The 13,958-nt window shown below is 57.3% G+C and carries 11 protein-coding genes; 9 read left to right on the forward strand and 2 right to left on the reverse strand.

Annotated elements, in window-relative coordinates:
• The first annotated feature begins 9 nt into the window (after positions 1–9).
• Positions 10–291 (forward strand): hypothetical protein, encoded by a 282-nt coding sequence (locus tag QZ305_RS03995; RefSeq protein WP_294730265.1) that lies wholly within the window; start codon positions 10–12, stop codon positions 289–291.
• Positions 292–391: 100 nt separating this feature from the next.
• Here the strand turns inward: QZ305_RS03995 and QZ305_RS04000 are convergent, their stop codons facing one another.
• Positions 392–700 (reverse strand): PTS sugar transporter subunit IIB, encoded by a 309-nt coding sequence (locus tag QZ305_RS04000; protein ID WP_294730267.1) that lies wholly within the window; start codon positions 698–700, stop codon positions 392–394.
• A gap of 148 nt (positions 701–848) precedes the next feature.
• On the opposite strand from QZ305_RS04000, the gene lysS reads away from it, so the two are divergent.
• Positions 849–2,372: a lysine--tRNA ligase gene (lysS, locus tag QZ305_RS04005; protein WP_294730269.1), complete on the forward strand. Its 1,524-nt coding sequence runs from the start codon at positions 849–851 to the stop codon at positions 2,370–2,372.
• A 145-nt stretch (positions 2,373–2,517) separates the two neighbouring features.
• Here the strand turns inward: lysS and QZ305_RS04010 are convergent, their stop codons facing one another.
• On the reverse strand, positions 2,518–3,525 hold the full coding sequence (locus QZ305_RS04010; protein ID WP_294730270.1) for a transcriptional regulator: 1,008 nt from the start codon (positions 3,523–3,525) through the stop codon (positions 2,518–2,520).
• A gap of 365 nt (positions 3,526–3,890) precedes the next feature.
• On the opposite strand from QZ305_RS04010, the gene QZ305_RS04015 reads away from it, so the two are divergent.
• The 7 genes from QZ305_RS04015 to QZ305_RS04045 all read left to right on the forward strand — a co-directional run bounded on the left by QZ305_RS04015 (position 3,891) and on the right by QZ305_RS04045 (position 13,830).
• The gene (locus QZ305_RS04015; protein ID WP_294730272.1) at positions 3,891–5,675 is read left to right on the forward strand and encodes a sugar-binding domain-containing protein; all 1,785 of its coding nucleotides are present in this window, start codon (positions 3,891–3,893) and stop codon (positions 5,673–5,675) included.
• Positions 5,676–5,763: 88 nt separating this feature from the next.
• The gene (locus QZ305_RS04020; RefSeq protein ID WP_294730275.1) at positions 5,764–7,122 is read left to right on the forward strand and encodes an MFS transporter; all 1,359 of its coding nucleotides are present in this window, start codon (positions 5,764–5,766) and stop codon (positions 7,120–7,122) included.
• A gap of 250 nt (positions 7,123–7,372) precedes the next feature.
• On the forward strand, positions 7,373–9,058 hold the full coding sequence (locus QZ305_RS04025) for a PTS mannitol-specific transporter subunit IIBC (RefSeq protein WP_294730276.1): 1,686 nt from the start codon (positions 7,373–7,375) through the stop codon (positions 9,056–9,058).
• A gap of 1 nt (position 9,059) precedes the next feature.
• Positions 9,060–11,060 carry a BglG family transcription antiterminator gene (locus QZ305_RS04030; RefSeq protein WP_294730278.1) on the forward strand — a complete coding sequence of 667 codons (2,001 nt, stop codon included), beginning with the start codon at positions 9,060–9,062 and terminating at the stop codon, positions 11,058–11,060.
• A 98-nt stretch (positions 11,061–11,158) separates the two neighbouring features.
• Positions 11,159–11,626 (forward strand): PTS sugar transporter subunit IIA, encoded by a 468-nt coding sequence (locus QZ305_RS04035; protein WP_294730280.1) that lies wholly within the window; start codon positions 11,159–11,161, stop codon positions 11,624–11,626.
• Entirely contained in the window at positions 11,623–12,546 is a 924-nt protein-coding gene (gene pfkB / locus QZ305_RS04040) for a 1-phosphofructokinase (protein WP_294730282.1), read from the forward strand. Before QZ305_RS04035 ends, pfkB begins: the two co-directional genes overlap by 4 nt.
• Positions 12,547–12,570: 24 nt before the next feature.
• Positions 12,571–13,830 carry a zinc-binding dehydrogenase gene (locus tag QZ305_RS04045; protein WP_294730285.1) on the forward strand — a complete coding sequence of 420 codons (1,260 nt, stop codon included), beginning with the start codon at positions 12,571–12,573 and terminating at the stop codon, positions 13,828–13,830.
• Positions 13,831–13,958: the final 128 nt, after the last annotated feature.

Raw genomic sequence — 13,958 nt, forward strand, 5'->3', positions numbered from 1 at the left:
GTCCGCAGAGTGAATGAGAACAAGAATGGAGAGATGATGCGGATACAGACAACAGGATTCGTCCGGAAAACCGCAAAATGTCCGGTCAAATTCAATCCGAAACCGGTGCTGAGCAACCTGCCTGGTCACTCTGTTTTCCCTGTCGTGGTATGGGTTGACTATGAAGTGGAAGGGAAGCGATATTTGGCCAAGAAATGGTTCTTCCCTGGTACCTCTGTACCGCAGCCAGGAAGCCGGATCACGGTAATTTATGAGCCAGAACATCCTGCGAAAGGAAAAATACGGCTGTGATGGCGGTTCCCGCTGCTTCAGATGAAGGTAATCAGCTTCTGTTTTTCCACACTCCGGACAATCAAAAAAACGTCCAGCGTTTTCACCGGACGGTCAGGAGCTATTTGCCAGAGAGAGAATGCGCCAGATCCAGAACAGCCGCGCCGTTGCATTTGGCGTAATCCTTCATGGAGATGACTTCCACGGGCACACCGTGCGCATCGGCGATTTTCCGGGATTTGGCTTTCAGGTAGGCAACCTGCGGCGCAATCAGGGCCACATCCGCACCCACGATGTTTTCTTCGATTTCCGTGACGGGGCAGGCACTGATTTCCACTTCTTCACCATTCAGAGCCGCCTGTTCCTTCATTTTCGCCATGAGCAGAGAGGTGGAGACACCGGCAGCGCAAAGCAACTGTATTTTAAGCATAATAAAATTTCCTCCTTAAGTCGAAAGCGGTTTCTTAAGTCAACGATAACACATCAAGCCCGCTTTGTTAATGGGGTGGGTACTTGAAAAGCATACAGTCAGAAGGTACGATACGATGGAATCAAAATGCGAACAGGAGAGATAAATCATGGCTGAAAAGATCAAGCTGACGCAGCAGGAACAGGTCCGGCGTCAGAAGATGCAGGATCTCATCGATATGGGCATAGATCCGTTTGGCGCGGCTTTCCACCGTACCCACAAAACAGGAGACATCGTTCCTGTCTATAAGGATAAAACGAAGGAAGAGCTGGAAGAGCTTCAGATTCCGGTCACTGTTGCCGGCCGGATCATGACCAAACGCCGCATGGGCAAAGCCGGCTTCATGCACATTCAGGATATTGATGGACAGATTCAGATCTATGTCCGCAAGGACGAAGTGGGAGATCTGCCCTACGAGCTGTACAAGAAAAACGACCTGGGGGACATTGTCGGCATTGCCGGTGTCCTCATGAAAACCGATCATGGCGATCTGGCCATCCGGGCAAAGGAATATACCCACCTGTCCAAGGCACTTCGGCCCCTGCCGGAAAAATTCCACGGTCTCCAGGATACCGAAGAGCGGTTCCGCCGGCGGTATGTGGATCTGATCATGAACGATGAAGCCCGCCGCATTGCGGTGACCCGTCCGAAAATCATCCGGGCGATCCAGTCCTATCTGGATGGCCAGGGACTGATGGAAGTGGAAACCCCGGTTCTGCAGCCCATTCTGGGCGGTGCGGCAGCCCGGCCGTTCATTACTCACCACAACACCCTGGACATGCCGTTCTATCTGCGCATTGCCACGGAACTGCCTCTGAAGCGTCTGATTGTCGGCGGACTGGAAGGGGTCTACGAAATCGGCCGTCTGTTCCGGAATGAAGGAATGGATGCCACCCACAACCCGGAATTCACCACGGTGGAAGCTTATGTGGCCTACTCTGATCTGCACGGCATGATGGACCTGATCGAAGGTCTCTTCAAGTCGGTGACCGACAAGGTCCTGGGTACGCATGTGGTGAACTACCAGGGTCTGGAACTGGATTTTGGAAAGCCCTTCAGACGGGTGACCATGTGCGAAGCGATTCAGGAGAAAACAGGCATCGACTTCAAGCAGGTGACGGATTTCGAAGAAGCGAAGAAACTGGCCGCCGAACATGGCATCGAGCTGGAGAAAAAGCACAACTCCATTGGCCACGTCATTTCGCTGTTCTTCGAGAAGTATGTGGAAGAGACAATCGAACAGCCCACATTTGTCTATGAGTACCCGGTGGAGATCTCCCCGCTGGCAAAGAAGAACCGGCAGGATCCCCGGTTTACGGACCGGTATGAACTGTTCATTGCGGGTCACGAATATGCCAATGCATTCTCGGAGCTGAATGATCCCATTGATCAGCGGCAGCGGTTTGAAAAGCAGCTGGAACTGCGTGATCTGGGGGATGACGAAGCCAACGAGATGGATGTGGATTACGTGGAAGCTCTGGAATACGGCATGCCGCCCTGCGGTGGTGTGGGTCTGGGCATCGACCGGCTGGTGATGCTGCTGACAGACCAGCGCACGATCCGGGAAGTGCTGCTGTTCCCGCACATGAAAAACCGGCAGGCCGGCAGGGACAGCAAAGACAAAGAGAAATAGAAAAAAGGAATATCTCCGGCGCAGGGGATATTCCTTTTTTCGGTGTCCGGCTTTGCGGCTTCCAGGGATTGAGACCCACAGAACCGGGAAAGACCGTTTTTCGCATTCATCCGGTTTCCGCCCTGCCACAAGGGGCGGCACACAGTCAGGCAGCCAGAAAACTGCCAGCTTCAGCTCCTTCATCATCCCGGACAGTCTCGTCAGCCGGGTTCATGCGGTAGTAAAACAGCACACGGATGTTCTGGTCATAGTCGCCGAAGTGCCGTCCGAAGAGATTCAGCCCCCCGGGGTGGACGGCACTGGCGGGGGCCAGGATCCGGAAGGGCAGAGTGTCCTGGGCTGTATCCTGCAGTGTATTCAGAACATCTTCTGCGGTAACTGCACCAATCTGCGTGCCGTCCAGAAAGGTGCCTTCCCGGTTCACGACGAGTGTCTTGAGCAGGCCGTATTCCGTTCCCAGGGTCCACCAGCCGGGGGTATGCCGGCCTTTCCGGTCTCCGAAATCCCCGGGGCAGGTCCAGTTTCCCAGAGGCAGGCCCGCCAGTTCAAAGGCGATGTCCGATTTCCAGTGGTTGTTGAATCCCGGATGCTCCGAGCAAAGCTCCATGCTGATTTCGATTTCCTCCACCCGGTGCAGATCCACGTCCAGCAGGGGGATCGGATACCGGACCCAGCCGCTGGTGAACCAGAGCAGGTTCACCGCATATCGGTTGGCGGCTGTAAAGTACCGGGGATCGTCGATGCTGCCGAAAATCCGGTCTTCTCCGGCCATGCCGCAGGGAGCGGTGATTTCACACTGGTCGTAGGCGGAGATTGGCAGTTCCACTTCCATGAAGGACCGGGCGGAGTCTCCATAGTTGTTGTTGAAGATCACCTGGGCTTCGTTCAGTGCCAGGGTACAGAGCTTTTTGAGTCCCCGTTTGCCGGGTCTGGTGCTGCTGCGCACGATGCCGGCTTCTTCCAGGGCCTGAATGTGTTTGGTGATCACGGCGCTGGAGATGCCCAGCAGTTCACCGAGTTCCTTGATGGAGGCGTCTTTCTGCCTGAGGATCCGCAGGATCTCCAGGCGGTTTTTGTTTGCCAGAGCCTGAAAGAACGGAAGCGCGTCTTCTTCGGCTTTCAGGTACAGGATTTCCTTCGTTTCATGGTTCACGGGCATCGCTTCCTTTCTGCGGCTGCCGGTGCAGGACACCGGTTCGGGCGGTATGACGGTTTCCATTATACATCGGTTTATACATCAGGATTCTGCCCGCTGTCCGGCGCAGCCACGGACGGCAGGGAACAGCCGGAGTCATCCGGGGTCATCTGGACAGGAGCTCCTTCTGCGGGCTGCGGGCAAAACGCCCCGGTTTGTCTCCCGGAGGATGTAAGCGTTGACATCGGCTGGTGGCCTTCGTTATCATTCTCAATGTACTAATAGATTAGTCAATCGGCTAATCAAATAGCGGTTCAATTACGACAACAGAAGACGCCGGCAGGGCGCATGACATGAAAGGATAGACAACCATGGAGATGAATATGACGAAGTTTCACGAACGGCTGCAGCATCCCAGACCGCAGATGATCCGGACAAACTGGACGGATCTCAACGGGCTGTGGGATTTCTGCTTTGACGACGACAATTCCGGTCTGACACAGAACGGATATCTCAGAGAGGATTTTTTCGACCGGCAGATCTGTGTCCCCTATGCATACCAGACCAGAAAATCTCTGATTGACTGCCAGGAACACCACCCCATTGTGTGGTACCGGCGTCCTCTTGCTGTCACGAGACAGAATGCCCGGCGCTATCTGCTGCACTTTGAAGCGGTGGATTACGCTTCGGATGTATTTGTGGACGGTCATCATCTGTTCCACCACGAAGGCGGGCATACGCCGTTTGTGGTGGATGTAACGGAATACGTCCACGAGAACGCCATGCTGTATGTCCGGGCACAGGATTTCTGCCGTGCGGACCAGCCCATTGGCAAGCAGTCCTGGAAACAGGAAAACTTCCTGTGCTGGTACACCAGAACCACCGGCATCTGGCAGCAGGTGTGGCTGGAGGAAACCGGCGAGCAGTATCTGCGGGAAGTGCGGATGATTCCCGATATTGACAATGCGTCTCTGGATCTGGATCTCTTTGTGGAAAACGCCAGCGACACGACACAGGTCAGCGGATATGTCAGCTTCCGGGGACAGCGGATCACATCCTTTGCCACGGCGCTGAAATCCGGACGGGCGAGAATTTCCGTGGATGTCTCCAGCGAAGATGCCAATTTCCGGCTGCATTTCTGGAGCCCGGCGGATCCGAATCTCTATGACATCGAGTTCGAGGTGCTGGAACGGGGCTGTTCCATGGACCTGGTCCGCAGCTATTTCGGCATGCGGGATGTATCGGTCCAGGGCAGCAAGGTGTTTCTGAACAACCAGGAACTGTATCAGCGGCTGGTGCTGGATCAGGGCTACTGGAGTGACGGGGGACTGACTGCCACACCGGCGCAGCTGCTGGCGGATGTGCAGAAGATCCGGGAGATGGGATTCAATGGCGCCAGAAAGCACCAGAAAATCGAAGACGCCCGATACATGTATCTCTGCGATGTGCTGGGGCTGGTGATGTGGGCGGAAATGCCGAGTTTCTTCGAGTATTCCCACATCAGCAATGAAAACGTCATGAAGGAATTCCACGCCTTTGTGGCCAAACACATCAATCATCCCTCGGTCATTGCCTATACACTCATGAACGAATCCTGGGGCGTGAACGAGATTTACAAGGACAGAAAACAGCAGGCGTTCGTGAATGGACTGTACTGGATGACCAGATCCCTGGACTCCTCCCGGCTGGTGATCGGCAACGACGGCTGGGAGCAGACCATGACCGACATCGTGGCGGTTCATGACTACAACTCCGATCCGGAAACGCTGGCGGCTTCCTATGCCAATCTCGCACAGGCAGCCGGCGGCAGTCCCTCCCGGACCTCCCTGCGCCACTGCTTCGCCCGGGACTACGGCTACAGTGGACAGCCCTTCATGATCTCGGAGTTCGGCGGCGTTGCCTACGACACCGGCACCCGGACCATTGATTCCAGCTGGGGATACGGCAACCGGCTGGAGGGCCAGGAAGCGGTGCTGGAAAAAATGGCGGCACTGTGTCAGGCGGTTCACTCCATCCGGGACCTCTGCGGGTTCTGCTACACGCAGCTCTCGGATGTGGAACAGGAAGTAAACGGACTGCTGGATCACAACCATGAATACAAATTCGATCCCGCTGCTATCCGGGAGATGATCACCGGCGGCAAACAGACCGGATTCCTGTTCCTGTAGGACTCCCCGGCCCGGGAAACCCTCCGGGACACAACCCTGCCTGTTTACGGAAAGATGCAGGCAGATACAGACACAGAAAGGACACGACATGAAAACGAAACACACCGCCCCCGGCGCTGTCACCCGCCGGGAATACCTCGGCTACTTCTCCTACGGCTTCGGCCAGTGCTTCTCCTACGGCCTTCTTGGCAGCTTCATTCTGTTTTTCTACACCGACATCCTGGGCATCTCCGCTCTGGCGGCCTCCACGATTTTCCTTATCGCCCGGGTCTGGGACGCCGTGAACGACCCCATGGTCGCAGGATTCATGGACACCAGACGGACGAAATCCGGCAAGTTCAAAGGATATCTGAAATTCGCGCCGCTTTTTGTGGTGATCTCCACGATCCTCTGCTTCTTTTCCCCGGATCTGGCCATCCAGTGGAAAGTGCTCTATGCCGCCATCACCTACATCCTCTGGGGAACCGTCTACACCGTTTCGGACATCCCCTTCTGGTCCATCTCCGCAGTCATCACCAATGACCCCCAGACCCGCACCAACCTGGTGACCGCCGCCAACCTGGGCGTCTTTGCCGGGATCGGCATGGTGGGATCCCTGGTTCCCCTGCTCGTGGGCCTCTTCGGCCAGGGCTCTCTGGCCACCGGCTACTTCGTGGCAGTAATCATCATCATGCTCGCCGGCTACGGCTTCATGATGTTCGGACATTCCACGATCCGGGAACGGGTGGAACCCTCCGCCGGAGAAAAAGTCACCATGAAGGACGTCTTCAAAAACCTGATGGTGAACCGGCATCTGTTCAAAATGCTGGCGATTTTCTTCCTGAACCTGTTCATGAACATCGTCAACGGCATCATTCTGTATTTCTTCATCTACAACATGGGCAATGAAAACCTCATGAGCATCTACGGCCTCATGGGCACCTTCGCCGCCCTGGGCTTCTTCCTGATTCCCAATCTCACGAAGAAATTCCGGAAAAAGGACCTGCTGGCTGCCATCATTGTGCTGGATATCATCGTGCGCATTGTCTTCTACTTCACCGGCTACCAGAACGTGACCATGCTGCTGGTCATGCTCATGCTCACTCAGCTCTTCCACGCCTCCCTGGGACCGGTCATGTCCAGCATGATCGCCGAAACCATCGAGTATTCCGAAGTGAAAACCGGACGCCGCTGCGAAGCCATCACCTTCTCCGGCCAGACCTTCATGGGCAAGCTCTCCGCCGCCGTGGCAGGCTCCCTCACCGGGCTGATCCTGATCGCCATCGGCTATGTCCCGGAAGCCGCGGTACAGTCCGAACAGACACTGAACGGCCTGTTCATGGTCGTCTCCCTGCTGCCTGTCGCCGGCGGTCTGATCCGTCTGGCAATCCTGCGGTACTACACCTATACCGAAGAAGCCTATAAAAACGATCTGGCAGTCCTGGCCGCCCGCCGCAACCCTGCCTGAGTCCTGTTCACACCCTCCGGATCATCCGAACCGGAGGGTTCTTTCTGTTTCTGTCGATGAGCCATCCTGTCAGATGGCCTGACAGGGCATCAGCCGGAGGCGATGCATGGCACAATGGCACTGCCGGGAAAGTGCCATTTTCCGGGAATATCTGACACTTAAGGGGATGCCAAATATCAACCGGCGTTCGTTGCCGGAAGCGCTTTCGGCCGATAGAATCAAATCAGAAAGAAAGAACGAGGAGAGAATCATGAAACAGAAACTCCAGACTTTCGGCAGGTTCCTTTCAGGAATGGTCATGCCGAACATCTCCATATTCATTGCATGGGGAATCATCACCGCTTTGTTCATTCCCACGGGATGGTGTCCCAATGAAACGCTGAATGCCATTGTATCTCCCATGCAGCGGTTTCTGCTGCCGATCCTCATTGCCTATTCCGGCGGCAAGATGGTCTACGAAGATCGGGGCGCAATCATCGGCGCCTGTGCCGCGGCGGGTGTGACAGCCGGGACGGAAACCCCGATGTTCATCGGCGCCATGATTGCCGGCCCGCTGGGGGGCTGGTGCATGAAACAGGTGGATGCCTTCGTGCAGCCCCGGACGCCCCAGGGATTTGAAATGCTGTTCACCAACTTCTCCGCGGGGATCCTGGGCGCGCTACTGGCAGTGCTGGGATGCCTGGCCATCGGCCCTGTATGCCTCATGCTCAACACCGTGCTGGAAACCGGTGTCTCCTTCCTGGTGAACCACGGTCTGCTCTGGCTGACCAGCGTCATCGTGGAGCCGGCCAAGGTCCTCTTCCTGAACAACGCCATCAACCACGGGGTGTTCACGCCCATGGGCATGAGCCAGGTGGCGGAAACCGGAAAATCCATTTTCTTCCTGATCGAAGCCAATCCCGGTCCGGGATTCGGTCTGCTGCTGGCCTACTGTCTCTTTGGCAAGGGCAATGCGAAGGAAACTGCCCCCGGTGCGCTGATCATTGAATTCCTGGGCGGGATTCACGAAATCTATTTCCCCTATGTGCTCATGAACCCGGTAACCATTGTGGGCCTGATCCTGGGCGGTATGGCAGGCGTGATCACCAACACCATCTTCGGATCCGGACTGGTGTCCGCAGCCAGCCCCGGCTCCTTCCTGGCGATCCTGGGCATGACAGCCCGGGACAGCTATCTGGGTGTCATCCTGTCCATTCTGATCGCCGCAGCGGTGTCCTTCGGGGTCAACGCCGTGCTGCTGAAGGCCTTCGGCAAGGAAAAGGATGTGGAAGCGGCAAAGAAGGAAGTCGCCGATTCCAAAGTCTCCTCCAAAGGCGGCATTCCGCAGCCGGCACCCGCCGGGTTTGCCCTGCCGAAACTCGCCTTCGCCTGTGATGCAGGCATGGGATCTTCCGCCATGGGAGCGGCCACGCTTTCGAAAAAGCTGAAAGCCGCCGGTGCCGATGCAGCCGTTCCACACTATGCCATCAATGATCTGCCTGCAGATATGGAAGCTGTGGTGACGCAGGCTTCTCTGGTGGAACGGGTGAAGAAACAGTGCCCGAAGGCGAACATCTACCCGGTCAACAATTTCATGGGCGGTGCCGAATACGACGAAATCGTGCAGGATCTGCTGAAACAGCCGGAAGCCCCTGCACCGGTGGTGACCAGCGGCATTGCCCGCCCGTCGAAAATCGTCTTTGCCTGCGATGCGGGGATGGGATCTTCCGCCATGGGCGCGGCAGCGCTGTCGAAAAAGCTGAGAGCCGCCGGTCTGGACATCCCGGTGGAGCATTCCGCCATCAATGACCTGTCCCGGGAAACCGCCTTCGTAGTGACCCATGAATCCCTGGCGGAAAGAGCCCGGATCCAGTGTCCGGATGCCCGCATCTGTCCCATCACCAGTTTCATGGGCGGTGTGGAATACGACCGGATCGTGACGGAGCTGATGAACTGACATGAATATTTCTCCACGACTCGGGCGGATATTCCTGATCCTGCTGGAGCAGGAGGAAGGAAAGACGGTTTCTGCGGATGAAATGGCCAGACGCATCCGGATCAGCCGCCGGACCCTGTTCCGGGAACTGGAATGCGCCCGGCAGGCTCTGGCCCCTTACGGTGCAACGCTGCAGACAAGACCCGGGCTGGCCCTGACGGGAAACCGGGAGAGTCTGGCAGCGGCTCTGGGGGCACGGCCCATGCAGGTGCTCAACCGGGATGAGCGGCAGGATCTGCTGCTGTACGAACTTCTGCGGCGGGATGGCGGGGAAAAACTGGTGGTCTACGCCAGCCGGTTTCAGGTATCGGAGGCCACGATCTCCCACGACCTGGAAGATCTGCGGCAGCGGCTTGCGGGCCTTGGGCTGACCATTGGCCGCAACGGCGAGATCACAGGCAGTGAAGAAGCCCGGCGCAAAGCCATGTCCGGTCTGATGCATGAAAATGTGGAATACAAAACCGTGGATTATCTGGATCCGGACACAGCCCTGGATCAGCTGTTCAAAGGCAGTGCCATTCTCTCGCTTCTGGATCAGGACATCCTGAAACGGCTGCTGTCTCTGCTGTCCAGCCACCGGCAGGAACTGAATCTCATCCGTTTTGAACAGAATTCCTACATCGGGCTGGTGATTCATCTGGTCATTGCCCTGGAGCGGATCCAGGCCGGCGATCCCTGCCGGCAACAGCTGGTGGGACTGCCGGAAATGGAAGACAGCCGCCGGGAAGCCGGAGCGCTGGTGCGGCTGCTGGAAAAAGAATTCCATGTGACGTTTCCGGATACGGAGACCGATGCAGTGGCACTGCATCTGCGGGGATCGAAGCTGAACCGGGCAGATGGGCTGGCAGATGCGGGACAGGAAGAAATTCTGGACCTGGCCCGGTGCTTCATCGAAGGTTTTCCGCCACAGGAAGCCGCACGGCTTGGCATGGATGCCCAGTTCATTCAGGGACTGGTTTCCCATCTGGAGCCCACGGTGATCCGGATGCGCAGCGGCCTGCCGATCTACAATCCGCTGCTGGATCATCTGAAAACCCAGTACCAGGACCTGTTTGAACAGACAAGACAGGCAGCCGCGGCCATGGAAGCCATGCTGCAGGCCAGACTGCCGGAGGAAGAAATCGGATTTCTCACCATGCACGTGGGTGCCTGCTTCGAACGGACCAGCCGGCAGAACCGGCGCACGATCCGGGCAGCGGTGGTCTGTGCCAGCGGCATCGGCGTGTCATCGCTGCTGAGTGCCAGACTGGAGCGGGCGTTCGCAGGACAGATCACACTGGAAGCACTGTCTGCCGCCCAGGCCCGGGAACGGGAGGACATAGAACTGTTCATCACCACATTCCAGGTGGTGGGACTGCCGGGAAGCGTGCTGAAGGTGTCGCCGCTTCTGCCCGGCGCGGATCTGAAGCGGATTCAGGAACAGGTGAGTGCGCTGCAGCTGCTGCCGGCTCCGGCCGCGGCGAGAACCGAGGATCTGGACATGGAGCTGGAGCGGCTGCAGGATATCCTGGAAGCAGCCCGGATGATGCAGGAGGGGATCCGGTTTGTGCCGGTTTCCTCCCGCTACGAACCGGCAGCTCTCATCCACCAGGCGGCGCAGATTCTGGAAGGAGATGCGGCGCTGCTGGAGCAGGACCTGTGGAAGCGGGAACAGCTGGGTGCTGTCCTGGCGCCGGCAGAAGGATTTGCCCTGTTCCATGCCCGAAGCCAGGGAACGGAAAAAATTCAGGCAGCCCTGCTGTACCCGGAACAGGGAACCTTCGACAATGGTCTGCGGGGAGTCCTGGTGACGGTGCTGCCGGAAAGCGGCAGCCGGCAGATGCAGCATCTGCTTTCCCGGATCAACCGCAGCATGGCTCAGGACGAGACATTCCGGGAAGCGCTGCTTTCCGGAAATCAGGGTGCGGCTGATCAGGCGCTGGATGCCCTGCTTGTGCGCTTTGTCCGGCACTGCGGGCAGTAGCCCCGGCCAGAAACCGGCAGACGGATACAGACGGTACATCGGATACAAATTTTACAGACAACAGAAAGCAAGGGGGGCAGGCCCCGGAAAGGAACATCATGGCATTTTTCAGAAAGAAGAAAAAAGAAGACACGGGCAATCAGATCCTGGACGTGAACAACATCCGCACAGGATGCAGGGCAGCGACCAGCGACGAGGCGATCGTCTCGGTGGGACAGATGCTGCTGGATGCGGGATTCATTGAAGAAGGATACATCCAGGGCATGCTCAACCGGGATCACGGCCTGACAACCTACATCGGCAATGATATTGCCATTCCTCACGGGGAATATGACGTCAAGGACTGCGTGAAGCGCACCGGGCTGGCCATTCAGATCTATCCCGATGGCATTCCCTGGGCCGGGGGAACCGTGCGGGTGGTGATTGGCATTGCAGCCACCACCGATGAACACATCACGATTCTGCAGAACATCGCCGAGCGTCTGGGGGACATGGCTGTGGTGGAAGAAGTGGTCAGCGGCACGCCCGCTTCGATCCACAGAATCATGACGGAGAAAACCGCATGATCACCACCGTGACATTCAACCCGGCTGTGGACAAGACCGCACAGGTGCAGCGGCTGGAGCCCGGGCGCCTGAACCGGCTGCAGAACGTGCGGCAGGATGCAGGCGGCAAAGGCATCAACGTATCGAAAACTCTGAACGCCATCGGCGTCGGGTCCCGGGCCACGGGGTTTCTGGCGGGCAGCGCCGGCACCTTCATCCGGAAGCGGCTGGAAGAACTGGGAATCACCCACGACTTTGTGGAGATCGAAGGAAACACCCGCACGAATCTGAAGGTGCTGGATGCGGACATGACCCTGACGGAACTCAATGAAGCGGGTCCGGCCTGCTCCCAGGAGGATATTCTCCGGCTGCAGAACAGACTGGAAGGTGCCAGCGGGGTGCTGGTGCTCTCCGGCAATGTGGGTCCCGGGGTGCGGTCGGATATCTACCGGCAGCTGACAGTTCAGGCTCACAGCCAGGGACTGCAGGTGATTCTGGACGCGGATGGGCCTCTGTTTGCGGAAGGAATTCAGGCGGGACCGGATGTGATCAAGCCCAACCGCTTCGAACTGAGTCAGTATTTCCAGGTGCCGGAAGAAACGCTGGACACCGCTTCGATGACTGACCTGTCCAGAAAACTGATGGAGACCGGCACGCAACTGGTGGTGGTCTCCATGGGGGAAGAGGGAAGTCTGTTTGTGACCCGGGATCAGGCCATGGTGCTGCCCGCGCTGAAGATTCCCTTCCAGTCCGCTGTGGGAGCTGGCGATGCCATGGTGGCAGGACTTGCCTGCAGCCTGGAGCAGGGACTGAGCCTGGAAGAGACCGCCACACTGGCTGTTGCGCTGTCCGCGGGCGCCTGCATGACCGAAGGCACACAGCCGGCGGATGCGGATACTGTGGAAGCACTGAAAGCCTGTGTCACCTGGACATGGCTGTGAAGGAACAGAGAGGGAGAAAACAATATGAAAACAAGAGCAATCCGCCTGTATGGCGTGGATGATATCCGTCTGGAGGAATTCGATCTGCCAGAGATCGGGGATGACGAGATCCTGGTGAAAGTCGTATCCGATTCCATCTGCATGTCCACCTGGAAAACCGTCAAGCAGGGAGCAAAACACAAACGGGTCCCCGATGACGTGGCTGACAACCCGGTCATCATTGGTCATGAATTCGCCGGTGATATTGTGAAAGTGGGCAGAAAATGGCAGGACAAGTTCCAGCCGGGACAGAAATTCGCCCAGCAGCCGGCGATTCCCGGTCAGATGGAATCCCCGGGCTATTCCTACCAGTGGTGCGGCGGAGACACGGAATACTGCATTTTTCCCAATGACATCATTGAAGCCGGCTGTCTGTGGACATACGACGGGGATGCCTACTTCGCCAGCTCCGTGGCGGAACCGGTTTCCTGCTGCATCGGCGGCTATCACACCAACTACCACACGAAACCTGGCGGGTACGAACATGTGATGGGAACAAAAGAGGGCGGAGACATTCTGATCCTGGGCGGCTGCGGTCCCATGGGACTGGGTGCCATTTCCTACGGACTGACCTTTGAAAACAAGCCGAAGCGCATCGTGGTCACGGAGATCAGCGATGACCGGATCGCCCGGGCCCGGGAAGTCATCAGCGAAAAGGAAGCTGCAAAACATGGGGTTGAGCTGGTGTATGTAAATACAGCAGCCCTGGAAGACGCCGAAGGATATCTGATGGATCTGACAGGCGGCAAGGGATACGATGATGTCTTTGTGTACATTCCCAATGCGGCGGTCTGCGAAATGGGCAACCGGCTGCTGGGATATGACGGCTGCATGAACCTGTTTGCCGGCCCCACGGATCCGAATTTCTCCGCGAAGGTGAATCTGTATGACAGTCACTATTCCCGGAGCAAGATCATCGGTTCCACCGGCGGCACCATTGATGACATGAAGGAAGCCATTGAGAAAAATGCCGATGGACGGATCGAATCTGCGGTCATGATCACCCATGTGGGCGGTCTGGACTCGGCGGTGGAGGTCACAAAGAACCTGCCGGATGTGCCAGGAGGCAAGAAACTGGTGTATACCCACATCAACATGCCCATGACCGCCATTGAGGATCTGGCAAAGCTGGGGGAAGAGGATCCGTTCTTTCTGGAACTGGACAAAGTCTGCCGGGAAAACCGGGGACTGTGGTCGGCCCGGGCGGAGCAGATGCTGCTGGCGCATTTCGGACAGCAGGCCTGAGGGGCGCAGCGGAACTCAGCCTGTGATCTTCCCGCAATGACCCTGCATAACACACCGGAGGGAAGCACAGGGCTGAAAAAAGACGGCGGATGACTGCCGTCCTTTTTCATGTCCCGTCCGGGCAGGAG

This window comes from uncultured Faecalibaculum sp., assembly GCF_910588395.1.
Taxonomy (GTDB): Bacteria; Bacillota_I; Bacilli_A; order Erysipelotrichales; family Erysipelotrichaceae; genus Faecalibaculum.